General features: G+C 64.1%; 14 protein-coding genes. 12 read left to right on the top strand and 2 right to left on the bottom strand.

Translation table 11 applies throughout. The features are described from left to right. Positions 1-591 precede the first annotated feature (591 nt). The 5 genes from D2E23_RS02650 to ppgK all read left to right on the top strand — a co-directional run bounded on the left by D2E23_RS02650 (position 592) and on the right by ppgK (position 6218). Positions 592-1632, top strand: coding sequence for a class II fructose-bisphosphate aldolase (locus D2E23_RS02650; protein WP_164520640.1), 1041 nt, complete (start codon positions 592-594; stop codon positions 1630-1632). A gap of 188 nt (positions 1633-1820) precedes the next feature. Then, on the top strand, positions 1821-2477 hold the full coding sequence (locus tag D2E23_RS02645) for a histidine phosphatase family protein (RefSeq protein WP_126029455.1): 657 nt from the start codon (positions 1821-1823) through the stop codon (positions 2475-2477). A 6-nt stretch (positions 2478-2483) separates the two neighbouring features. Continuing rightward, positions 2484-3938 carry a triose-phosphate isomerase gene (gene tpiA, locus D2E23_RS02640; RefSeq protein WP_126029454.1) on the top strand — a complete coding sequence of 485 codons (1455 nt, stop codon included), beginning with the start codon at positions 2484-2486 and terminating at the stop codon, positions 3936-3938. A 217-nt stretch (positions 3939-4155) separates the two neighbouring features. Then, a complete protein-coding gene (locus D2E23_RS02635; RefSeq protein WP_126029453.1) occupies positions 4156-5346 on the top strand; it encodes an MFS transporter in 1191 nt (396 codons plus the stop codon). A gap of 113 nt (positions 5347-5459) precedes the next feature. Beyond that, positions 5460-6218 (top strand): polyphosphate--glucose phosphotransferase, encoded by a 759-nt coding sequence (ppgK, locus tag D2E23_RS02630; protein WP_126029452.1) that lies wholly within the window; start codon positions 5460-5462, stop codon positions 6216-6218. A 535-nt stretch (positions 6219-6753) separates the two neighbouring features. Here the strand turns inward: ppgK and D2E23_RS02625 are convergent. Continuing rightward, entirely contained in the window at positions 6754-9087 is a 2334-nt protein-coding gene (locus D2E23_RS02625) for a hypothetical protein (RefSeq protein ID WP_126029451.1), read from the bottom strand. 268 nt (positions 9088-9355) lie between these two features. Between D2E23_RS02625 and D2E23_RS02620 the strand changes: the two genes are divergently transcribed. The 3 genes from D2E23_RS02620 to D2E23_RS02610 all read left to right on the top strand — a co-directional run bounded on the left by D2E23_RS02620 (position 9356) and on the right by D2E23_RS02610 (position 16813). Continuing rightward, complete coding sequence (locus D2E23_RS02620) at positions 9356-12694, top strand: tetratricopeptide repeat protein (protein WP_420897287.1); 3339 nt, start codon at positions 9356-9358, stop codon at positions 12692-12694. Positions 12695-12809: 115 nt separating this feature from the next. Further along, positions 12810-15518, top strand: a complete 2709-nt coding sequence (gene ligA / locus D2E23_RS02615; RefSeq protein ID WP_126029449.1) for an NAD-dependent DNA ligase LigA — start codon at positions 12810-12812, stop codon at positions 15516-15518. Positions 15519-15571: 53 nt separating this feature from the next. Then, positions 15572-16813 (top strand): ROK family protein, encoded by a 1242-nt coding sequence (locus D2E23_RS02610; RefSeq protein WP_126029448.1) that lies wholly within the window; start codon positions 15572-15574, stop codon positions 16811-16813. A gap of 98 nt (positions 16814-16911) precedes the next feature. On the opposite strand, the gene D2E23_RS02605 is transcribed toward D2E23_RS02610, so the two are convergent. Further along, positions 16912-19200 carry an alpha-galactosidase gene (locus D2E23_RS02605; RefSeq protein ID WP_126029608.1) on the bottom strand — a complete coding sequence of 763 codons (2289 nt, stop codon included), beginning with the start codon at positions 19198-19200 and terminating at the stop codon, positions 16912-16914. Between the two features lie 354 nt (positions 19201-19554). Between D2E23_RS02605 and D2E23_RS02600 the strand changes: the two genes are divergently transcribed. The 4 genes from D2E23_RS02600 (at position 19555) to D2E23_RS02585 (ending at position 25386) form a co-directional block, all read left to right on the top strand. Beyond that, entirely contained in the window at positions 19555-20673 is a 1119-nt protein-coding gene (locus D2E23_RS02600; protein ID WP_126029607.1) for an Mrp/NBP35 family ATP-binding protein, read from the top strand. 281 nt (positions 20674-20954) lie between these two features. Continuing rightward, on the top strand, positions 20955-22406 hold the full coding sequence (locus D2E23_RS02595) for a tagaturonate reductase (RefSeq protein ID WP_126029447.1): 1452 nt from the start codon (positions 20955-20957) through the stop codon (positions 22404-22406). Positions 22407-22496: 90 nt separating this feature from the next. Continuing rightward, positions 22497-24068: a UxaA family hydrolase gene (locus D2E23_RS02590; protein ID WP_126029446.1), complete on the top strand. Its 1572-nt coding sequence runs from the start codon at positions 22497-22499 to the stop codon at positions 24066-24068. A 328-nt stretch (positions 24069-24396) separates the two neighbouring features. Continuing rightward, positions 24397-25386, top strand: coding sequence for a LacI family DNA-binding transcriptional regulator (locus tag D2E23_RS02585; protein ID WP_126029445.1), 990 nt, complete (start codon positions 24397-24399; stop codon positions 25384-25386). The last annotated feature ends 212 nt before the right edge of the window (positions 25387-25598 follow it).

Here is a 25598-nt window from a genome sequence, read left to right as displayed (position 1 = left end):
TATTTCGGTTCTTGCGATCGGAAACTTCAGAACTTGGAGATTGACGTCTGCAATGGGCTCGAATTACTGCAGAACTTGGAGATTGATGCACGCCGATGCGAGCCGATGCCGAGGACCGCCTCCTCGTTGCGTATTGTGCGTTGCATTGACGGCGTGCGGCCAGTTCGGAACGCTGCACCTGACGGATCGGCCGCGAGCGGGGGATCGTGGTCGCTGAGGCGTGCGGTGGAGCCGTGTAGGACGGGCGCATGGTCAAGAAAGCGGAGTCGGGGTGGGTTGAGCGCACGAAATGTTTGATTTTTCTGTGCGATTTTGCCGTATGATGCACAGAAACGCACATGGAATCGCGTTCGTGTTCGCGTGTCGTGCGATTCTGTTCTGTTTTATGTTTATTTGCTTCGTTCAAATCGACCGTCATGAACGTATTTGTGAGCTCTTGAGTGCTGATTATGTGAGCTTTGGACGTTGTCGTCGATTGCCTTCGGATGAGCTTGCAATTTACTCCCGGAAAGTGGGACCATGGGTCATGGCGGGGACGCAAGGGAATCCCCCGTTCGAATGCATTTCCCACGGTTCCAAAAGAGGACGAATATGAGCGAAACGACCGGAAGCACCTTCACGATGACGGCCACCGAAGTCAAGCATCTGCTTGATGAGGCGCACAATGGGGGATATGCCTACCCAGCCATCAACATCAGCAATCTCGATACCGCCATCGCGGCGATGGAAGGCCTGGAGCAGGCGAACAGCGCCGGATTCGTGCAGGTGAGCATCGGCGGCGCCAAGCAGGCCAGCCCGAAGGGTGATCCGGTCGAAGGCTCGATCATCATCGGACGTATGATGCGTGATCTGCGCAAGAGCCACCACGTGCCGATCATTCTGCACACCGATCACTGCCATGCCGACTACGTGGACACCTGGCTCAAGCCGCTGCTCGTGGAGCTCAAGAAGCTCAAGGACGCCGGCGAGGAGAAGATCTTCGACTCGTTCATGTTCGACGGCTCCCACGACGAGATCCACGACAACGCCGCAACCATCAAGGAGCTGCTGCCGATGGTCCAGGCCGTCGACGGCGTGCTCGAGGTCGAGGCCGGCGGCAAGTGGGGCGGTATGGAGGACGGCGTGGCCGATCAGGCCGTCTACTCCACCCCCGAGGACGTGGCCGTGATTCAGAAGACCTTCACCGACGCCGGACTCGACGAGGACGACTACCTGCTGGCCGTGGCCTTCGGCAACGCGCACGGCACCGCCGTTATCCCGCACCTCAAGCCCGAACTCCTCTCCGAGATCGCCGAAAAGACCGGCGTGCGCAACATGTACGTGTTCCACGGCGGCTCCGGCTCGTCCGAAGACGACGTGCGTGCCGCGGTCAAGGACGGCGTGGTCAAGATGAACGTCGACACCGACACCCAGTACGAGTTCACCAACGGCATCGACGCGTTCCTCGTCGCCGCCGACGGCAAGCAGCGTTCCCACCGCGAAGGCAAGAAGTTCTTCGACCCGCGCAAGTGGAACGCGGCCGGCCGCAAGGCCATGACCGCCAAGGTCGTCGAGGTCGCGCAGCTGCTCGGCAGCGCCGGACACGCCACGGCCGTGGACTACAAGTCGGTGCTCGACCCGGTCGTGGCCTGACCGCCGCGGCGGATCGCGAACACCGACCGCAACCCCGACACATCATGCGCCGAGGGCAACGACGTCCATCGGCGCACATCCCCTCCCCATGGGAGAAGGGCGCGGCCATCCCCAATCGTGGCGGTCGCGCCCGATCATAGACGTACGCAGCAGTACCACATCACCATCACAGGAAAGCCAACATCATCATGAAGCCAGGAAAAGCGTATCTTCTTCGACACGGACAGACCTACTGGGCCGTCTCCGGACAGCACACGGGACGCACCGACGTGCCGCTGACCGAAACCGGTCGCCAGCAGGCCATCGAGGCCGGAGAACGCGTACGCGCCGCTCACCCGGAACCCTTCGCCGCCGTCTACTGCTCGCCGCTCAAGCGCGCCAGCGAAACCGCCAAACTCGCCGGATTCGACGCCGAATACCGTGACGAACTCATGGAATGGGACTACGGTCGAGCCGAAGGCCGCACCCGCGGACAGATCAGCGAAGCGCTCGGCCGCGCATGGAACCTCTGGCTCGACGGCCCCCAGGCCGTTCCCGAATCGCTCGGCGCCCAGCGCGTCGAAACCCTTCCCGACGGCCAGCAGGTCACCGTGAACCTGACCGAAGGCGAAACGCTCGACGAGGCATTCGCCCGCGCGAAGAAGGTCGTCGCCGAAGCGAAGGCCATCACCGACGAAGGCAAGGACGTGCTGCTCGTGGCCCACTCGCACATCCTGCGACTGGTGACCATGGCATGGGTGGACCTGCCTCCCGTGGAAGGACGCAAATTCGAACTCGGCACCGCCCGCTACGTGGTGCTCGGCGATCACAAGGGTCAGCCCGTCATCGAAAACTGGGGTGCGTAAGCGACTATGAAGTACAACGACAGCGCGGTGCGCACGCCGATGGTCATCGGCAACTGGAAGATGAACCTCGACCACCGTCAGGCCGGCCAATGGCTGCTGGAATATTCCGGCTCCGGTCAGAACTGGGCCCGACGCATGGAGGAGACCGGCACGGTCGTCAACCGTGTGGAGATCGGCGTACTGCCCTCGTTCACTAGCCTGCTGGCCATCCGCGACATGGCCCGCAAGACCGACTTGAACGGCGAACTGTCCTTCGGCGCCCAGAACGTGAGCGAACTCGACGCCGGCGCCTACACCGGTGACATCAGCGCCCAGATGCTCGCCGCGCTCGACTGCCGCTACGTGCTGCTCGGCCATTCCGAACAGCGCCGCTACCACCCCGAGGACGACGCGAAGATCGACCGCAAGATGCGCGTGGTGCTCGACAGCGGCATGACGCCCATCGTATGCATCGGCGAGACCAAGCTCGGCCGCGACGACGGCATCGGCATCGACTATGCGCTCAACCAGCTCGTCTCCGCGGTGCGACTGCTCTCTCCCGAAGACATGTGCAAGGTGATCGTGGCCTACGAGCCCGTATGGAGCATCGGCACCGGCACTCCGCCCGATCCGACCGTGATCGAATCGGCGCTCGCCGACATCCGTGACTTCATCAACGCCACGTTCGGCGCCGACGTGGCCGCCAAGGTACGCATCCTCTACGGCGGTTCCGTGAACCCGAACAACGCCGCGCAGATCATCCACCGGTACGGTGTGGACGGATTCCTGGTGGGCGGCGCGAGCCTCGACCCCACCAAGTTCGCTAAGATCTGCCACCGCGTGGCTGAATCGAGTGTGGTGCGTCTGCGCCGCACCGCCCATACGATCTACCGTCCGGGCAAGCGCACCGTGGAGGAGTTCACCGACTCCACGCTGCAGGAGCCGTACCAGTTCGTGGCCTCCAAGGTGGCGCAGAACCACGCCGACACCATGGCATGGCGTGCGGCGCTCGCGTTGGCCGCCTACCGTACCGTGGGATTCCAGTGGCTGGAGGAGCAGGCCGCGATCGAACTCGAGGACGCGGCCGACGCGTCGGGCACCACGTTCGTCGGATTCGAGGCTGACGTGCTGCGCGACATGATCTGGTCGAACCGTCTGCGCGTGATCGAGTCGATGATGAAACTGATCGACGAGCGCCGTATTCGCGGTGTGTTCTCGATCCGTCAGTGGCTCATCGAATGCGACGACGCGCTGGACCCCGATCGTCGGCATGAACTGCTGGCCGAGGAATTCGCGAACGTGGCGTGCATGCGCGCCTATGGAGAAATCGGCCATGGCGTGGACTTCGAAGGATTCCGCAAGCCGTTCGTGGCGGGTTATCTGCTCAGCGACGTCGACACGCAGAACCGCATGTGGCGTCTGCGCGGCATCGACCGCAAGCTGCACCGCCCGTGGAAGGACGGTCGGCTGGGCCTGAAGTAGTCGATTCGGCGGTGCGGGCGACAACGACGTCGCCGGCACCGCCGAAATTACCTTCCGTTTGGTAGGCCTAACGGCGTGTCTTATGGATAGAACGTTCTAATCTAGACGTGTACGAACGTACATGCCTGGATTGCATCGCCATACACGGTCAACGTCAGACCATGACGACAAACGATCAACGACAACGGCATGTACCCGCCCCGACAAGGAGAGAACCATGGGCAACCTGCTGCTCGCCGTGATCTACGTGGCGTTCATCAGCCTCGGCCTGCCCGACGCCGTACTCGGCGCGGCATGGCCCGTCATGTACCCGCAATTCGACGTACCGGTCTCATACGCCGGCATGATCTCCATGATCATCAGCGCCGGCACCATCGTCTCCGCCCTCATGAGCGACCGGCTCACCCTCAAACTCGGCGCCGGCAAAGTCACCGCACTCAGCGTCGCCACCACCGCCATCGCGCTCGCCGGATTCTCGTTCGCCCCCTCGTTCTGGGTGCTCTGCCTCTGGGCCATACCCTACGGACTCGGCGCCGGAGCCGTGGACGCCGCCCTCAACAACTACGTGGCCCTCCACTACAGCAGCCGCCATATGAGCTGGCTGCACTGCATGTGGGGCATCGGCGCATCCGCAGGCCCCTACATCATGAACTACGCCCTCACCGGCGGCTACGGATGGCACTCCGGCTACCGCTGGGTCTCCATCCTCCAAGTCGTGCTCACCGCACTCATCCTCATCAGCCTTCCCCTCTGGAAAACCCGAGACGATGCCGCCGCCACGGCGGCCGACGGTGAACAGCGCGAAACCGAACCCCGCAAACCCCTCGGACCCATCGCCGTGCTCGCCATCCCCGGCGCCAAATCCATCCTCATCATGTTCTTCTGCTACTGCGCCGTCGAAACCACTGCCGGACTCTGGGCCGCCAGCTACATGGTGCTCGGCCACGGCATCAACGCCGACCAGGCCGCCGCATGGGCCAGCCTCTTCTACATGGGCATCACCGCCGGACGCGCCGTCAGCGGATTCCTCACCATGCGCTTCCCCGATCACACCATGATCCGCATGGGCCAGGCACTCGTCGGCTGCGGCGTCATCCTCATGATGCTGCCCTTCAGCACCATCATGCCGCTCATCGGCCTCATTGTCGTCGGACTCGGCTGCGCGCCCATCTACCCATGCGTCATCCACTCCACTCCCGCCTACTTCGGTGCCGACAAATCCCAAGCCGTCATCGGCGTGCAAATGGCCTGCGCCTACGCCGGCAGCCTCAGCGCACCACCCATCTTCGGCCTCATCGCCAACCACATCACCGTCACCCTCTACCCCTTCTACCTCGGCGCCATCCTCATCCTCATGATCATCATGCACGAAAACCTCAGACGCGTCTTCGCCGCACGCCACGCGTAACACACCGCAAAAACGCGTCCCGGTTGGCCCGTCACAACCCCCGACGGTGGTACATTCGTTCATATAGGTTCGAATTGCGGGCCAACCGATCAATCTCGGCGAGGAGAAAACACATGATTGAAACCGCACAGGCATTCGGCATCGACATCGGTGGATCCGGCATCAAAGGCGCCCCTGTAGACCTCAAGGAAGGCAAGTTCGCCTGCGAGCGACTCCGCATCCCCACCCCCGAGGAATCCACCCCCATCGCCGTCGCCGGCATCGTCAAGCAGATTCTCGACCACTATGAGGTCGAAGACGGCACCCCCATCGGCATTGCCTTCCCCGCGCCCATCAAGCCCGGCCGCCCCCTCGACTTCATGGCCAACCTCGACCAGTCCTGGGTCGGCGTCGACATCAACGAACTCATGTGCGAACAGACCGGCCGCACCGTCCACGTCGTCAACGACGCCGACGCCGCCGGCCTCGCCGAAGCCCAGTACGGCGCCGCCAAAGGCGTCGACGGCCTCGTCATCGCCACCACCCTCGGCACCGGCATCGGCACCGCCCTCATCATGAACGGCGTCCTCGTCCCCAACACCGAGCTCGGCCACCTCCTGCTCGACGACAAGGGCGACTCCGAAAAGTACACCGCCGACTCCGTCCGCACCGCCAAAGAACTCACCTGGAAGAAGTGGGGCAAGCGACTCACCAAGTACTACCGCATGCTCGAACACTACTTCAGCCCCGACATCTTCGTCGTCGGCGGCGGCGTCAGCAAGAAGCACGAAAAGTTCTTCCCCTACATCGACATCAAGACCCCCATCGTCCCCGCCCAGCTCCTCAACGACGCGGGAATTGTGGGGGCGGGCTACTACGCCTCCACCTTCTAAAAGCAAAAATCCGCGCCACGGAGTGTCCCCGGCGCCGCTGAACGTTCGACGTACCGTTGTATGCCTTCACGTTCCGCGGCACCGAGGCCACACGCGTGGCGCGGATTTTTTACTTTTGAGCATAAGGTCCTCGGCGTTGCGGAAGACTTGACGTACCTTCGTACGCCTGCGTCTTCCGCGCCTTGAGGCCACACGCGTGGCGCGGATTTTTTACTTTGGAGACATAAGATTCGCTGTGTTGCGTGGGGAGCCCTCCCTCAGTCACGCGGGGCGTGACAGCTCCCTCCCTCGGAGGGAGCACGCAGGGGTATGGGCATGTGCTCCCTCCGAGGGAGGGAGCTGGCCGACCGCAGGTCGGACTGAGGGAGGGTCGCCCAGACCCCGCCAATATCGTTCAGACCATCGCGCGAAATGCAGCCCATCACAGTGCGATTTGTCGTCGTCACGCGTGTGTCCCCAAGGCGCGGGACGTGAAGGCGTACAACGGTACGTCGAGTCTTCCGCAACGCCGGGGACACTCCGTGACGACGACAAATCACCAGACGAACCAGGATTGGACGGTGTAGAACACCACCGGATTGCTGGAGATCAGCGGGCTGGCGCGGCCGGTCATGAACGAGCTGGCCACCGTCATGAACAACGTCCACAACACCAGTACGATCACCGCGGCGCGGGCCGTCCGGGCCGTACGCGTAATCCCCACGGACGTGAGCATCATGCGGGTGCGCGCCCACTCCATCATGATCGGGATCATCAGGATTCCCGGCAGTGTGAACAGCCACGAAAAATCACAGGCATACCGCCAGTCCATACCGCCCTTATAGCTGACGAACAGCAGTTCGAACACGCCCAGCATCACCGACGTGCAGGCCAGACCCCACGCGCGATGACGACGCAGCGCATGACGCATGGGCGGCATCAGAAACACCAGCAGACAGACCGGAATCATCCAGAACAGGCCGCCGATGATCCGCTCATGATACTGCCACGGCGTCACCGGCGTATACGGCACCGTCAGCCACGGGAACGTTCCCGTCAGCCGTGGCGGCTGGAACAGGTAGTAGCCCACGATCTGCGGCAACACCACCAACGGTTCCCGGTATCGGGTCAGATCCACCACCGTGAACTGATAGTCATTGCCGAAATCCAGCAGCGATCCGAACCGCCACAGGTTGTACCACAACAGTCCGGCGAACACCGCGACCGCCGGCAGCAGCGCCGCCAGATCGTTGCGCCACGAGGCGAACACGTGCGGAGGCAGTCGATGCCCGCGCGCCTGCGTCTTCCATACACCCATCCGCCACCGGCGCGGCAGCAGCATGCCGATCGGACGCAGCACGAGTCCCGAACGGATCTCGTCGGCGAAGACCGGCAGGAAGAACAGCGCGCAGAAGATGAACGTCATACGGCAGCCCAACGTGAGCGCCATACACAGCGAACCCGCGGCGATGTGCGCCCGCGACAGCCGATACCCGCCGTTCCCGTCATCGGCCCCGCCGCCGCGTCGCGCGCCAAGCCAGAACCATAGACCCATCATCGTGAACATCAGCGCGGACGCCGTGGGAATCTCATAGAACGACGGCCGCATCCACAGCACCCATGCGTTCGAGCCGCAGGCGAACGTGATCATCGCCAACACCGTGGATCCGACACTCACCGTGGGGAAGAACCGGGTGAACAGGCGCACCACCAGCAGCAGCCCGAACACCAGAAAACCGATCAGGAACGCGACCGTCGCCACCGAGGCAGGCAGCCACGCGCCACCGTCGACCCACAGCGACGTGATCGCCTGAAACGGCACGAACAGCAGCAGTGCCGGCACCACGCCGAAATACGAATACCAGTGGCCATTGAAATACGCGTGATCCCAGTACACCTCGTTCGTGCCGGTGGCGAGCAGCCGCTCATGAAACGCCACGTCATAAGGGTCGGCGGCATTCATGATCGCCTGCGGCACTGGCAGGTCCAGCCAGGGACGGCCATGCAGCAACGCATCACCCAGACGGGCATACTGATCCATGTCATAGGTGTACGCGAACGGACGGTGGAAGACCTGCGGCCCCTGATTGATGCCCGACCAGATCGTGAACCCGAACGCGATCAGGAACGGCACTACCGCCGTGACGAGCGACAGACGCTGCCGACGGTCCCGCGTATCCAGTGTCATGGAATACAGCCGCGACCGGGGTCGCAGAGCGATCAGGATCGCCGCCACCGCCGCCATGACCAGCACTCGTACGGGACTGATGCGGAACGTGGGATGCGCATTGACAACGATCCGGTGGAACGCAAACTGCGTGTCGTAGGACTCCTGGATCCACAGACGAAGACGAACCACATCGCCGTCATAGGCGCGGTTGCGTATCACATGAGTGGCCTTGACCCCATGGCTGACGCCGACCACACGGCCGGTATGCCAGTCGACGGCATTAGAAGTGCCCGCATCGGCCGCGTCCGCGTTGCTGCCGGTATCGGCGCCGCTGCCGGCATCCAGACGGATCCTCGGATTCCATGAGAACTTGGCCTCCTTGCCGCGGATGTCCGCCTTCCGGGGGGAGCCGCCGCCGAAGTCGTACCGTATGTATCGCACCGGCTGATCGTTCACGGTCACGTCGATGTATGCCGCCGTCGGATCGACGACGCGCAATACGCCGTCGCCGCTTTCGACCAGTCCGTCGCCAAGCGTGACATGGGCGTTGTTCACGGCGGTGGGCGTGGGAGTGCCGAGTGACGTCCAGAACGGCATATTGCCCAACGTGATCTCGATCAGAATGATGATCGCCGCGGCCAGCAGGCCGATGCGATGGCGTGCCAGACGACGCACGACACTGGCATGCGTCCCGGCAGGGGAGGAGGTACGGCAAGTCACACGCCCATTGTAGGAGACTGTTCTCTGAAGGCATGAAACGCGGTCTATGTCGGTGAGGATTGTGACAATGAACGGTATGTCTACTTCATCCTCCAACCGGCGTAACAATGGTCGCAAACGTTCTCGATACGGGCGGATGCTGCACCGGGCGTTGGGGGAATTGGAAACGCTGACATCACGATTCGGTGCGGGCAAAACCGGCGGCAACAGTGCCGACGACACGTTCGAACCCGGTGCCGACACGAATCAGCATGCGGATACTCTTGGCATGAACGCCGTCCATGGCATCAACGGCGACATGCTGCGCGAGCTCGCCGCACACGCCAGACGAATCAGTCCGCTTGTCAATCGACGCCTGCTGACCGGCATCCCGGGAGTGCCCGACGGCCTCTCCGTCGGCTGGGCACAGTTCCCGCAGTCGCATGGTCGTGGATTCTCCCTGGCCGTGTTCACCGACCGCAACCATTGCACGCCGATCGCCTTCGTCGACAACAAGGGACGCATTTTCGCAGGTCCCGACATCAACCCCGACACGCAGCGGGACAATCCCGTGTTCCTGTTCGCCAAGGAGAACGAAATCCACGTGTCGGCCAGCCGACTCGACGGCGCCGACCGCCCCGGATCGAACGGCACCGTCGACGATGACACCATGACCGTGCTGCAGGGCGGCATCGTCGGCCGCGGCGACGACGGCGACATGATGTGGCTGGCCTCATGGCTCAAATCCGACAACCGGTACACGCTCGAACAGTTGCGCGCCGACCTGCCCGTGGAACTGCGCGCCGACCTCGAATACCGAGACGCCATGGCCATCGCGTTCTTCGCCGTCTACTTCCTGCCACGCGTCAACGGATTCATGATCGGATTCGGTTCGGGCAACATCTTCCGCCGACTGCGCCGCGAAGCGCCCATCGGCGCAATCCGACGCAGCGTCAAGGACACGCTGCAGGCCCGCGCCCACGGCATGCGCGTCTCCGGGCTTGAAGACCTCTTCGCCGACCTGATGAACGAAGCCGGCGCACTCGACCAGATCGAAGGACTCGAGGCCGTACACGGCGCCGAACCATTGCACCTCTACACGTCGCCGTATTCGGGCGGCTACTTCTTCGGCTGGGATTCCGGACTTGAATTCCCCGCGGCGCTCGCCTCGCTGCGCATCGAAGGCAACCTCAACCGGTTCGCCGCCGTAAGCATGTGGCTCGAGCGCAACGCCCGACTCGGCGCATACCCCACCGAGGACACCGTCACCCGCGCCCAGGCGTCACAGCTCGACTGGGCCCTGCTGACCAACCCCGCCATCACCGCGCTCGACATCGAAGACGACCCCAACGAACGATTCGACCCCGTGCACGACGACGGCACCGCCGCGCTCGCCGCCATGGTCGAAGCCGCGCGCGAGGCCGCCGTCGAAACCGCCACCGAATTCCCTGATCCCGTGGCGGCGCCATCCGACCGTCCGACGGCGCACGCCACGGTGCGGGACGCGAACGGATCGGAATGGGTATACCGCCAGACCTTCTCCTCACTGGTACGCCGACTTCGCCTGCCCTACCGGTTCGACGTCGAATTCCGTGCCAGCCTGCAGGACGGCAACGTGGCCATCGGCTTCACCACCGCCGGCACCTCGATGATGCCCACCAACCGCTACGACGAACAGCGGCGCACCTGGGTGGACCTGAGCCAGTCCGACAGGGCCGCACTCTCCGCCGACTACAATCTGCGCGTCGGACTCATGCTCGCCGCGCTCGCCTTCGGCGTGGACGACCACGTGGAACGCGTGTCACTGCACGTGGACTCCATCGGCCTGGAAGAGGCCGTGGCCGAACAGAACTCGGCGATCTCCTCCCTGATGAGCGAAGCTCTGCACATGTTCGAGGACATGCGCTCCGGTGGCACGATCGGCGGCGTGACCAAAGCCGATCCGAAGGACGGCGACGTGCACGGCAGCGCCGCACGCCAACTGGCCCCGCCCGAAGTCGACACGCCCCCGACCGAAACGGCGTCGGCGTCGGCCGACGATACGGGCGTGGGGGAGACCGGGAACGCCGATTCATCTACGTCATCCGCAGCCGCCAACGACGAATCCGTGGACCGCGAGTTCGAAAACCTCATGAAGGGCGTGGACATTGACGCCATGGCCTTCTCCATGCCTGCCGGCTCCGATGACGACGACGCCAGCAACACGCTCGACGACGCCAAGGACACCGACGACCCGTTCGACATGGGCGACACCGATCAGAGCGACGACACCACCGACCCCGACGACCCGATCGCCGCGCTGCGCAAGAACCCCACCGTACGCAACCTCGTGACCGTCACCTTCACCCGCGAGCGCTTCCTCACCATGATCGGCGAGGAGGGCCTCGCCCGTCCACAGCACCTGTACCGCGCGTTCAACGCCACCATGGACGTGGACGGCAACGACGGGCTCAAGCCGATCGACGCCGAATTCGATCTGCGTGACGCCATGTACTCGCCGACCGGCGCACAGGAGGCGCCGGAACTAAGCGAACAGCGGTTCCCCGCGCCCGTGGCCAGAGTGCTTGGTGCGAGGGATACGCTCGACCTGTCCATTCAGCGCGTGGACGTGCTGCAGCGTGCGATCAACCATTTCCACCGGCTGGTGCTCGATGATTCGCTCTCGTCCGTGGAACGCGCACATCGTGCCATGGATGTCATTCACCGTATCGGCGATCCCGAGCTCAACGACGTGGCCGGCGACGTGACCAGTGCGATCATCGATGGGCTCGACACTCCCGAACCTGATTTCGGGCTCGCGGATCGGCTTGACGCCGAACGGCTCAAGGCCCGCGACATGCTCTTCGGCGGCGAAACGCAGAAGGCCGTGGAGATCGCCGAAGCGGCAGTGGACCATCTCGACAAACTGTTCGCCTCCACCGGCGGCGTGCCCAGGTACTTCAACTCGTATGCCGAACGCGTGGTCTACAACCGTCTGTTCGCCACGCCTGACGAGAAGACCGTGCTGATTCCGGACAACCTGTTCTACGCGCATATGGAACTCGCCGACGTGCTCGCCCAGCTTTTCGGACCGGACAAGGCGCTGCCGCACCTCAACGCCATGGTGGCCTATGCGCCCGCCTACCCGTTGTCGCATCTGAGGCTCGCCATCCAGCTGGCCAACACGCAGGACTGGGATTCGGCGCGCGCCGCATGCCTGAACGCGCTGCGCGTGTCGCTCGACCGTGACGACGCCGCATTCGCCTACTACCGTCTGGCCTACGCGGAGTGGATGCGCGACGACTTCGACATCGCTGCCGCCGCGTACCTGATGAGCAACCACATCGCCCCGGGCGCCATGGGACCGATCGATTCCGAACTCAACGAGCTGTTCTCCCGTGCGCGCTCGCAGTGCATCGCCGTGCCTCATACCGTTCAGGAGGCGAAGACCGTGCTGCACGAGCATGAGATGCCCGTATGGCCGGAGAGCGAAGTGGCGACGATCGTGCGCGACGCGGCCCGCGTGAGCGTGGACAACGCGCTGTTCGTGCCGGCTCGCACGCTGTCGATGGCCGCCGCCCGTATGACCGACGACGGTGACGGCATGGACGCCATTCAGCTGCAGTTCCTGCGCTCGCTGAGCGCGTAGGTGCCGGTCCGGCGTAATGTTCCCTGGCGCTTCCTGCCGGGCGGGACTCCCATAGCCGGGACGGGGGCGCAGGTACAGTGTTCGTAGGTATGTTCGACTACATAGAGGACTCTGCATGACGACTTCGGCAACGGGCTCCGCCCACGACGCACAACTGGCTTGGGATTTCGATGGGGACGGCGACGTGGTGGAGGACACTCCCGTGGCCGCCGCCGAACCTGGTTCGTTCGAGTGGATCGCCGCGCTCACGCAGAGCGACGCCGATGCACTGCGATTGGAACGCCTGGACGTGGCGTCCATGAGCTCCGAGGCCGCGGCCCGACTGTGGACCAAAGTGGCGGCATGGGTGGAGACCGACCAGATCGCCTATTATGTCAACGACGCCCCGGTGGCGTCCGACGCCGCGTACGATGCGCGCATGCGCTGCCTGCAGCGGCTTGAGGCCGAGTTCCCGGCGTTGGATTCCCCACAGTCGCCCACGCATCGTGTGGGCGGCACGTTCTCGAACGACTTCGCGTCCGTCCGTCACCCCTCCCGCATGATGAGTCTCGACGACGTGTTCAGCATCGAGGAGCTGCGCGACTGGTACGATTCCGTGATCCGAGACCTCGACTGGCCGGAAGGCAAGCCGCTGCCGATGAGCTGCGAAGTGAAGATCGACGGTCTGGCGCTGAACCTGATCTACCGGGGCGGCGTGCTCGAACAGGGACTGACGCGCGGTGACGGCGTGACCGGCGAGGACATCACCATGAACGCGCGTACGATCTCCAACATTCCGCAGAATCTCGGCGGACCGTCCGACGACATCCCCGACATGGTGGAGGTGCGCGGCGAGGTGTTCATGCGTTTTGACGACTTCAGGGCGCTCAACGAGCGTCAGGAGGAGCAGGGACGGCCCCCGTTCGCCAATCCGCGCAACGCGGCGGCCGGCTCGCTGCGTCAGAAGGATCCGCGCATCACCGCCACCCGCAACCTCACGTTCTACGCGCACGGCATCGGCACGCTCGACTGGGGTGCCGACCATCCGCGCGGCACGCACGACGTGGTGCACAACCAGTCCGAGGCGTACGCGCTGTACGAAAAGTGGGGCGTGCCGGTATCGCCGCACAATCGCACCGTCTCGTCGTTCGCCGAAGTGCTCGACATGATCGACTACTACGGCGAGCATCGCAACGACATCGAGCATGCGCTCGACGGCATCGTGGTGAAGGTCGACGATCTCGGTCTGCAGCGTCGTCTCGGCGCCACGTCGCGCGCGCCGCGCTGGGCGATCGCCTACAAGTATCCGCCCGAGGAAGTGAATACCGAACTGCTCGACATCACCGTGCAGGTGGGGCGCACCGGTCGCGTGACCCCGGTGGCCGTGCTCAAACCGGTGTATGTGGCCGGCTCCACCGTGGCGCGCACTACGCTGCACAACCCGTTCGAGGTCAAGCGCAAGGGCGTGCTCATCGGCGACACCGTGGTGGTGCGCAAGGCCGGTGACGTGATTCCCGAGCTTGTGGGGCCGGTGCTCGAACGCCGCAAGGGGCGCGAAAACGAGCTGCGCGAGTTCGTGATGCCGGAGTACTGCCCGAGCTGCGGAACCAGACTCGCCCCCGCCAAGGAGGGCGACAAGGACATTCGCTGCCCCAACGTGGAAAGCTGCCCGGCGCAGCTGACCGAACGCATCATCAACCTGGCCTCGCGCAAGGCGTTCGACATTGAGCATCTGGGAGACCAGAGCGCTATCGCCCTGACCAATCCGGAGGAGAACCGTCCCGATTCGGTCGACACGTATGCGCCGAACCTGCGCGAGATCCTGGTCGGACCGGGCGAGGAGCCCGAGCCGTACGAGCCGGTGGAGGGGCTACGGCTGCCCGAACCGCAGACTCCCGTGCTTACCAGCGAGGCCGACGTGTTCTCGCTCGATCTGGATCGGCTGCGCGACGTGACCGTATGGCGTGAGGTGCCGATCATCGAGGTGCGGGAGGACATGAGCCCGAAGACCGGGCGTACGACCAAGACCCGTAGGCGCTTGGGCGGTTCCGGACTATGGTACCGGACTCCGGCGTTCTGGACCGCGCCGGCCGACGCCCGCAAGGCCAATGAGAAGACGCCGGAGACGCAGATCCGTCCCGACTATCCCGAGTATGCGGTGCCGGAGGACGCCGTGATCGTTGACCATCACGTGCGGCGGACGCGCGGCGGCACGGTCGAGGTGCCGGTGATCATCCGTCCCGGCGAGAACACGCGCAAGATGCTCGACGAAATCGACAAGGCGAAACAGGCGGACCTGTGGCGCGTGCTCGTGGCCCTGTCCATCCGCCGGCTCGGCCCGCCCACCGCCCGGCTCGTGGCCTCGCAGCTCGGATCGCTCGAGGCGATCGGCAAGGCGAGCGTGGAGGAACTGTCCGAGATCGACGGCATCGGCCCCGAGATCGCCGAATCCATCGTGCGCTGGTTCACCGCCGCACGCGACCCCGAAGACTGGCGTGGTCGCATCCTCGCCGCGTGGACGGCGGCCGGCGTGGGCACGCATGTGGAGGAGAACACCGCGCCACAGACGCTGGCCGGTATGACCGTGGTGGTTACCGGATCGTTGGAGGGCTTCTCCCGCGACTCCGCCAAGGAGGCGATCGTCTCCCGCGGCGGCAAGGCGGCGGGTTCAGTGAGCAAGAAGACCACGTATGTGGTGGTGGGTGCGAACGCCGGATCCAAGGCCGACAAGGCCGAGGCGCTGGGCATCCCCATGCTCGACGAAGACGGTTTCCGCCACCTGCTGGATACCGGCGAGGCTCCTGAGGGTACCGCCGAACAAGAACCTGCGGACACGACCGACTGAGAACATGATCGAGGGTGAGCGACCCGGCGAAAACACCATGAAGGGAGCGACACATGACCGACCATGACGACGAAATGACGCACGGCGACCGTGCCGCACAATGGTTCGACGGTTCGCCGGCCATGCGCAGAATCGCCGCGGACATTCTCGAATACGGGCCGATCGCCCGCACCACGCTTGCGCAGATGCATGATCTGTCGGCCGGCACCGTCTCGCGCATCATCGCCGACCTCATGTATCTCGGCGTGGTGCGGGAGACCGGCGACGACGACACGTCGACCGGACACCTGCCGTACGGGTTCGAGCCGCGAAAGCGCACCGGCGAGCGCGGTCGCCCGCAGTCCGCACTGGTGGCGAATGCCGACGCGCGCACCTTCGTGGGCGTGAAGATTCGCGGCGACAGCGCCACGGCGGTACTGGTCGACGCGCAATGCCGGCTGCCCGACGGTGCCGGATCACATGTGACGGAGTTCGCCGATCGCACGCCGGCCGGTGTGTCTGACGCCGTCGCACGACTGGTCGAGGAGTGCCGTGCCGATGCGCGCGGGCTCGGACTGTCCGAACCATGCATGGTCGGTCTGGGCATCGGTGCGCACATCACCGACGGCGTGGTGGATGAGGCGACGTTCCTTTCATGGATCGAGCCGTGCGACCTGTCCGCCATGGTGCGCGCCGCCACCGGACTCGACACGGTGACGAACAACGATCTGGATGCGCTGCTCATGTATGAGCACTGGTTTGGCGCCGGCGTGGGACTGCCGCGTTTCGCGCTACTCACCATCGGTACCGGTATCGGCTACGGTCTGGTGGAGGATGGCAAAGTGGTGGATCACGCCGACAAGACGTTCGGTCTGGCCGGCCACCTGCTCATCGATCCCGACGGTCCGCGATGCTTCCGCGGGTGCGGGCATCGGGGTTGTGCGCAGTGCCTGACCAACGATTCGCTTGCTGACGAGTATTCGCAGATCATGGGCACGGTCAAATCATTTGACGATTACGTGCGGGACGCGCAAAACGGTGTGCCACAAGCCAAGCAGCTGCTTATGCGCGAATGCTACCGGCTTGGTGTGATGATCGGACTAGTGGCCAACCTGACCATGCCGCTCAAGGTGTTCGTGGCCGGCGAATCCGCGTACGTGGCCGGCATGGAGATTGAATCGGTGCGTCAGGGCATCGCCGAATACCGTCCCAGCCGGGCGGCGACGGTGCCGTTCGAGATCCTTGGCTCCGACTGGGAACGGTGGGCGCAGGGGGCGGCCGCCTGCGCCATTCGGCGGTATGTGCTGGGGGAGTAGGAGGTTCGTGGGGGATGTCGGGGCTGGCTGCTCTGGGATCCCTCCCTCTGTCACATGGTGTGTGACATCCCCCTCCCTAGGAGGGGGAACGCGAGGACTCAGACCTCGATGGCCCAGAAGAGGACGGCGTTGGCCGGGTGCAGACTCGGCATGCGCAGACCATAGGAGGCCAGCTGCGCGCCATTCATCACCGTGCCGTCGGCCGTCCACCAGCCGAGCGCCGACTGACCGTTGCCGATCGTCTCGCGGGCCGGCGACGTGGCGCCCTCGACGTCCAGACTCACCGGAACCGGCTGGATCAGATAGTTCGCATCCGACTTCAGTCCCGGCAGACGCACCGGCGCCGCCGGATACGTGGCCGACGTGGTCAGCTGCGTGAACCGGTAGATCGCCGCCGAACGGTCCGGCTTGACCACGCCGTCCACGCGCACCGCCGGATCCGGCGAGTCCGTGTGCACCATCGTGTCGATCGCGAACCATTCGCGATGCTTCTTGAACTCGGCGATCCACTCGGCCAGCAGATCAAGGTTCTCCTGCGGCTGCTTGAGCAGATTCCACTCCACACCCAGATGGCCGAAGAACGCCATGGCCATGCGCATCTCCTGGCTCGTGGCGCGGCGCGTCGAATGCGCGGGCGAATCACCCACATGCTCGCCGATCATCTCCGGCGGCACCAGCAGCGACGTGTAACGCTGGATGTCGGCACGCTCCACCGGATCCACGCAATCCGACGCCCAGATGCGATCCGCGTACTCGAGAATGCCCAGATCCACACGGCCGCCGCCCGACGAGCAGCTCTCGATCTCCAGCCCCGGATGATTCTCCTTGAGCCTGCGCCAGATGCCATACACGGCCTCGGTCTGCGCGTGCACGGCAGGACGGCCGCTGAACCGGCTGCCCGCCTCGGTGACCAGCTTGTTGTGATCCCACTTGATGTAATCGATGCCCAGCTCGCCCACCAGCGAATCGATGCAGTCGAAGATGTATGCGGCGGCATCCGGGTTGGTCAGATCCAGCACCTGCTGGCTGCGGCCCTGCATCGGCAGACGGCCGGTCGTGGGGGAGAGGATCCACTCCGGGTGGGCGCGCGCCACATCCGAATCCGGGTTCACCATCTCCGGCTCGAACCACAGGCCGAACTCCAGACCCACGCCATGCACGTAATCGGCGAGCGCCTTAAGACTCTTCGGCCCGTCCGGCCATACCTCCTGCGCGATCTGCCAGTCACCCAGACCGGACGTGTCGTCGCGGCGGGAGCCGAACCATCCGTCGTCCACCACGAAGCGCTCCACGCCTACTTCGACGGCCTTGTCGGCGAGCGCCTTCAACGTGTCGAAGTCATGGTTGAAGTACACGGCCTCCCACGTGTTGAGGATCACCGGACGCGGCTTGGCGCTCAGGTTCGGGTGCAGTCGGCGCAGATGATCGTGGAAGCGGGCCGCGATCTCGTTGAGACCGTCGCCGAACGAACCGTACACCCACGGCGTGGTGTATGCGGCCTCGCTGTCGGTGCTGTCGGCGCCGTCCAGTTCGATCTCGCCGCCGAACAGCAGTTCGCCGCCGCCGATCACACCCGTCGTGTACGGCAGTCGTTCGGCGGACAGGCAGGAGTTGCCGCTCCAACCCACGTGCACCGCGTACGCCTCGCCATGTTCGAAACCGAAGCCGGGCACGCCGGCGGTCAGCAGCAGCGATGCGTCGAAGTCGGGACGGCCGGTCAGCGAGTTCTTCTCGAACCGGCCGATCGTCAGCGGCTGACGCTGCGGGGAACGCTCACGCAGATGATGGCCGGTGGTGGTGAGGATCTCCGTGGCGCTCGCCGGCAGCGCAAAGCCGAGCTCCACCTTGCCGATCTCCAGTGGCGCGGCGTCGGCGCCGAACAGGTTGTGCACGGTGACACGCTGGCGGATCAGACCGCCCTGCTCGAGTTCGGCGGTCCACAGCACACGCACACCCTGCTCGGCATCCTCGGCGCTCACCGTCACGGACGGCACGTCGTCGATTACGTCGGCGGTCACATCGGTCACCGTGAACCCACAGAACAGTTCCACGTCACCACGACGCACCACGAACCGCGGTTCGCCGATCCACGATTCCGCCTGCGTGGGCAGCACGCTCGGCCATGCGGTCTCGTCGAGCGCGCCGGACACGCGCTGCGGCTTTAACGCAGCGTAGGCGTGCAGCAGCGCGGCGTCGCGCCCGGCGGCGGGCATCGGGCGGCCCCAGTGCACGATGCGTGGCATGTCGTCGCCGGGGATCACCAGGGCGAACGCCATGTTCGCAGCCGTCTGCTCCATATATACGGTGCGGATGCGCGTGCCGTCGGCCGTGACGCCTTCGCCGTGTTCGACGACCGGGTTGGCGGGGATGGGGGAGAACTTCGGCATCATTACCTCGTTTCCGGGCGGCCGTGACGGTCCGCCCAATGCATGATTGATGGTTGACGGTGATCGAAAATCCACGTTCATCATATGGGCGGGCGTATTTACTTGTCCCGTAGCCGCGTGTTTCATGATCGACGCAACAAAATAGACGACGGCCGAGGGTGACTGAGAGGATGACTGATGACGGGGCATGGGGATCGGACGGTCGAAGATCACGCGGACATGGGTATGGATATCCTGTGCGAATGTCTGGCACAGAACGATGGTTCACGCTAGTGTGGCACATGGATTATTTGCGATGGTTCCCGATGGGCGAGGATCTGCGAGGAGGACGATATGGCCGCGAATCAGGTGGGAATGAACGATGTCATCGAACGCAATGTGCGTACCCGGCTGAGCCGGGTCATCGACCCCGAACTGGGCAAGTCCATCACCGATCTCGGCATGATCACCGGCATCGACGTGGCGCCGCGCGACGTGATCGACTCCGGCCGCAGCATCGTGGACGTGACGGTGAAGGTGGAGCTCACCGTGGAGGGCTGCCCGCTCACGCAGACCATCATCGACAAGATCAACGAGGCCGTGACCTCCTATCCGGCGGCCACGCTCATCCCGCACATCGACGTCGGCTCCATGAGCCAGGAGAAGCTCACCGGACTGGTCAACGATCTCAAGGCGCAGCGCAAGGAGAACCCATTCACCAAGCCGGGATCCAAGACCCGTATCTTCGCCATCGCCTCCGGCAAGGGCGGCGTGGGCAAGTCGTCGGTCACCGCGAACCTGGCGGCCACGTTCGCCGCGCTCGGCTACAGCACCGCGGCCATCGACGCCGACATCTACGGATTCTCGCTGCCCGCGCTGTTCGGCACGCACGACCATCCCACGAACCTCAAGGGCATGCTCATGCCCGTGACCGCGTGGGGTGTGAAACTCATCTCCATCGGCATGTTCGCCGGTGCCGACCGCGCGATCCTGTGGCGCGGCCCGCGACTGCAGCGCTCGCTGGAACAGTTCCTGTCCGACGTATGGTGGGGCGAACCCGACGTGCTGCTGCTCGATCTGGCGCCCGGCACCGGCGACATGGCGATCTCCGTGGCACAGGCACTGCCGAACGCCGAGCTCGTGGTGGTCACCACCCCTCAGCCCAGCGCCTCCGACGTGGCGGTGCGTGCCGGACTCGTGGCCCTGCAGGTGCCGATGACGGTACGCGGCGTGATCGAGAACATGAGCTACTACGAGCACAACGGCGAAAAGCTGCGCATTTTCGGCGAGGGCGGCGGCCGCCGCGTCTCCGAACAACTCACCGCATCGCTCAAGCATGACGTGCCGCTGCTCGGCACGCTGCCGCTCGAACCCGAGGTGCGCATCGACGGCGAGGCCGGCCGGCCCGTGGTATTGAACGAGGACGGCACACTCGCCGACACCCCGCTGGCCTCCGAATTCGTCTCCATCGCCAAACAACTGATGGCGAAGTAGGGGTTGGGGCAAGCGAGGCAGGACGACGATCCCTGCAGCGCATGACGCCGGCATATAGCCGGCGTCTTTTGTTTTGTCAAGACTTGACGTGGACTTTCGGGCAAAACAGGGCAACGATTGGCAACAATTTCATAGTGATGGCAACGTCGGTCATACGCTGGGAATCAGCAAGACGAAGTGCTGGAATACGAAGCTGTAACGGTGTTTCGTGAATCCACAATGCCCCGCAACGCAGCAGAGTTGTCCCCGCATTTCACCAAGCAGAAAGCAGGAGAAACACCATGACTGACAACAATCTTCCTGTCCTCAACGCCGAGGTCGCCATCGAGAAGGGTCTGACCACCGCGGACGCCGCCAAGCGCCCGATCAAGGTCATCCAGTTCGGTGAAGGCAACTTCCTGCGCGCATTCGTCGACTGGACGATCCAGCAGCTCAACAACAACGACCTGTTCGGTGGCAACGTGGCCATCGTGCAGCCGATCGGCTTCGGCCGCGCCAAGGAGATCGCCGCCCAGGACAACCTGTACACCGTGATTCTTGAAGGCCTGAAGAACGGCGAGCAGGTGCAGTCCCGCGAACTGATCGACTCCATCGGCAAGTCCCTGTCCGCCGTCGACGACTGGGAGGAGTACCTGGCCCTGGCCGACGAGCCGGAAGCCAAGATCATCATCTCCAACACCACCGAGGCCGGCATCGCGCTCGACGACTCCGACACCGTCGACACCGTGCCGCCGAAGAGCTACCCGGCCAAGCTGATCCACCTGCTCAAGCGCCGCTACGACAACGGCCTGCCCGGCTTCCTGATCATCCCGTGCGAGCTGATCGCCGACAACGGCGACACCCTGAAGAAGTACCTGCTTGAGCTGTCCGACAAGTTCGGCTACGGCGAAGGCTTCAAGGCCTGGCTGGAGAACGACAACAAGTTCTTCAACACGCTGGTCGACCGCATCGTCCCCGGCTACCCGAAGGACCGCGCCGAGGAGCTGTGGAACGAGCTGGGCTACGTGGACAACAACATGGTCAAGGCCGAGCCCTTCCTGCTGTGGGTCGTCTCCGGCGACGCCGCCGCCATCGACGAGGCACTGCCCGCCAAGAAGCTTGGCATCGACCTGGTCACTCCCGAATCCGTCAAGCCGTACCGTGAGCGCAAGGTGTTCCTGCTGAACTGCCCGCACACCACGCTCGCCTCCGTGGCCCGTCTGGCCGGCGTGGCCACCGTGGGCGAGGCCATGAACGATCCCGACGTGCGTCCGTTCATCGAGAAGGAGATGCACGAGGAGATCATCCCGGTGCTGTCCCTGCCCGAGGACGAGCTGAACAAGTTCGCCGAGGCCGTGCTGGAGCGCTACGCCAACCCGTTCGTCAAGCACGCGCTCGACGCCATCGGCCTGAACTCCGCCGCCAAGTACGTGACCCGCTGCCTGCCGGTGCTGCTCAACAACGTGAAGGCCGGCAACGGTCTGCCCAAGCGCCTGGTGCTGGCCCTGTCCGGTCTGATCTACACCTACGGCGGTCTGGCCGAAGGCAAGGTCAACATCTCCGACGATCCGGCCGTGGTCGCCAAGTTCGAGGCCGCCGCCAAGAACGACAACTACGCCGAGACGATCCTCGCCGACGCCTCCGTGTGGGGCCAGGACCTCACCGAGGTCGAGGGTCTGGCCGAGGCCGTGCAGGCCAACCTCGACGCCATCAAGGCCGAGGGCATGCGTCCGCTGATCAAGGCACTCGCCTGAGCCATACCCACTCATCGCGGTCTCTTCCCTCCGTCACGCCGGGAGAGACCGCGTACCTACGTTTACGTTTTTCAAGGAAGGTTTGAAGCAATGGATACCATCCATCTCGATCCGCATGACAAGGTTGCCGTCGCCGCCCGCGACCTGAAGAAGGGCGAAAGCGTCGTGGTGGAGGGCCTTGCCGAACCGGTCGTTCTGCTCGAGGACGTCGGCCGCGGTCACAAGGTCGCCATCGAGGACATTCCCGAAGGCGAGCAGATCATCAAGTACGGCTATTCGATCGGCCACGCCAAGTGCGACATCGCCAAGGGCTCCTGGGTGCACACGCACAACACCAAGTCGAACCTCGGCCCCGACCTGCAGTACACGTACGACCCCGTTCCCGACGTGGTTAAGCCGGGCAGCAAGCCCAGCGACCTGACGTTCCAGGGATACCGCCGCGCCACCGGCAAGGTCGGCATCCGCAACGACCTGTACATCGTGCCCGCCGTCGGCTGCATCAACTCGCTGTGCGACAACATCGCCAAGCAGTTCGAGGCCCTGCACCCCGACAAGGGCGCCTTCGACTCGATCATCATCGCGCACCACCCGTACGGCTGCTCCCAGCTGGGCGGCGACCACGAGATGACCAAGCGCATCCTGCAGGACATCGCCATGCACCCGAACGCCGGCGGCGTGCTCGTGGTGGGCCTCGGCTGTGAGAACAACCAGATCCCGCAGTTCAAGTCCGAGATGACCCCGCTCATGGGCTGCTGCGGCGTGGACTCCGAGCCGAGCGACGACGTGGTCAAGGACCTGCAGGACGGACTCGTCTACGATCCCGACCGTGTGAAGTTCATGATCTGCCAGCTCGAGGACGACGAGTACGAGACCGCCGCCAGGCTGCTCGAGCAGATCAACGAAGTGGCGCTCAAGGACCATCGCGAGCCCATTCCGATCAACGAGCTGACCGTGGGCGTCAAGTGCGGCGGCTCCGACGGCCTGTCCGGCGTGACCGCCAACCCGCTGGTCGGCAAGTTCGCCGAATGGCTCGCCGAACAGGGCGGCAAGGTCGTGCTCACCGAGGTGCCCGAGATGTTCGGCGCCGAGCAGGTGCTCATGAGCCAGGCCAAGGACGAGAAGACCTTCGAGGACGTCGTCCACCTGATCAAGAACTTCAAGGACTACTTCCGCAAGTACAACCAGCCGATCGGCGAGAACCCGTCCCCGGGCAACAAGGCCGGCGGCATCACCACGCTGGAGGACAAGTCCCTCGGCTGCATCCGCAAGGGCGGCAAGTGTCAGGTCACCGACGTGATCGCCTACGGCCACCAGGCCACCGAGCCGGGCCTGACCCTGCTGCAGGCGCCGGGCAACGATCTGGTCGCCTCGTCCGCGCTCGCCAGCGCCGGCTGCAACATCGTGCTGTTCACCACCGGTCGCGGCAACCCGTACGGCACCTACGTGCCCACGTACAAGGTCGCCACGAACGTGCCGCTTGCCACCAAGCATTCGCGCTGGATCGACTTCAACGCCGGCCGTCTGCTCAGCGAGCACATGGAGGACGTGCTGCCCGACTTCATCAAGGACGTGATGGCCACCGTCAACGGCGAGGAGATCACGCGCAACGAGGAGTACGGCATGCACGAGATCGCCATCTTCAAGGACGGCATCACCGAATAGTCCCGGTGCTGCGTCGTTCCGTCCGTTCCAGTTTCCCGAAAGGAGCCGCCATAACGGATTTGATTGTTTTCCTTTGATCGGTTGATCGCACCCCGGATGTGTACCCCGGGGTGCGATTTCGCATATCCGTCGGGGTTGATATCCGGCGTGATATCAGGTTCGGTTCGAGCCGATAGCAGGATCATCCGTGTGACACGACACGATGAATGCGTCGTGCCAAAACGCGCATATCGTACGTATGCGCCTACACTTGGCACAAGGACGTGCCTCGAAACGAACATTGCGATGTGTTGCGATGTTCGAACACTATGGTTGTTATGGAGTGGAAATGAACAACAAGGTCACGATTCGCGATGTTGCGAAAGCCGCCGGCGTATCCCCGTCTACCGTATCCCGAGCATTCTCGATGCCGGGACGCGTGAGCCCAGCCACCACCAAACGCATCTTCCAGGTCGCCGACGAACTCGGCTATCACGAGATCCCCGTCGAATCGCGACCGTCCAGCGGGCACAAGGGACTCGTCGCCATCATCGTGCCCGACATGACGAACCAGTTCTTCAGCGACATCGTGCGCAGCGTGCAGCAGGAGTGCGCCAGACAGGGCATGGGACTACTGGTGAGCGAGTCGTGCGAGTCGGCGTCCATGGAGCGTGTGGCGTTCGATCGTGCCGTGTACTACGCCGACGGTGTGATCCTGGCGTCCAGCCGTATGCCCGACTCCATGATTCGCAAATGCGCGCAGGTCAAGCCCGTAGTGGTGACCAATCGCGTGATCCGTGGCGTGTCCAGCGTGATCACCGACGTGTCACAGGGCATGAAGCAGACCGCAGCGCATCTCAAGGGACTCGGATTCGATCGACTGACCTATCTTGACGGCCCGGCACACTCATGGTCGGCCGGCATGTGCTGGAACGAGCTGACGCAGGCATGCGCCGAGGAAGGGCTGAAGATCAAACGATTCTGGCCGGGCGTGCCCACGTATGAGGGCGGATTCCAGATGGCACGCGACTATCTGAAGAACCCGACCGGCGCCGTGGTGGCCTACAACGACATGATGGCGCTCGGGTTCATCGCCGCCATGCGCAAGAACGGCTACGAGTGCCCGCGCGACTATTCGATCATCGGCATCGACGACGATATCGTGGGACGTCTCGCCTGGCCCGCATTAACGTCGATCCACCGGTCCACCAGACTGCTCGGCTCGCAGGCCGCGCGCACGCTGCTGGCACGCTTCACGAACGGCGACGTCGGCACTCCGGTGCAGAGCACGCCCACCAGGCTCGTCATTCGTGAAAGCACCGGACCGCGCAGCAGCTGATCAGTGTTCGACCGGCACGCACACCCGTGCACATATCCGTGCGCGCCCGTCACGCATCGTGATACGACGACGAACGCTTGACGGACAGTGGGTGTACAACTATATCTGGAAATTGGACGTCCGAGAGCCTTGTACGACTATGATGCACAGGCGCTGTGGGCGTCCGTAGACGTTATTCACGACGTGATATGCACGAACGATCGATGAGAGGG

Origin of the sequence: Bifidobacterium callimiconis (assembly GCF_003952005.1) — a bacterium.
Classification (GTDB): Bacteria; Actinomycetota; Actinomycetes; order Actinomycetales; family Bifidobacteriaceae; genus Galliscardovia; species Galliscardovia callimiconis.
The sequence above is the reverse complement of the archived record's forward strand: the minus strand, read 5'-3'. Positions and strand labels throughout refer to the sequence as shown.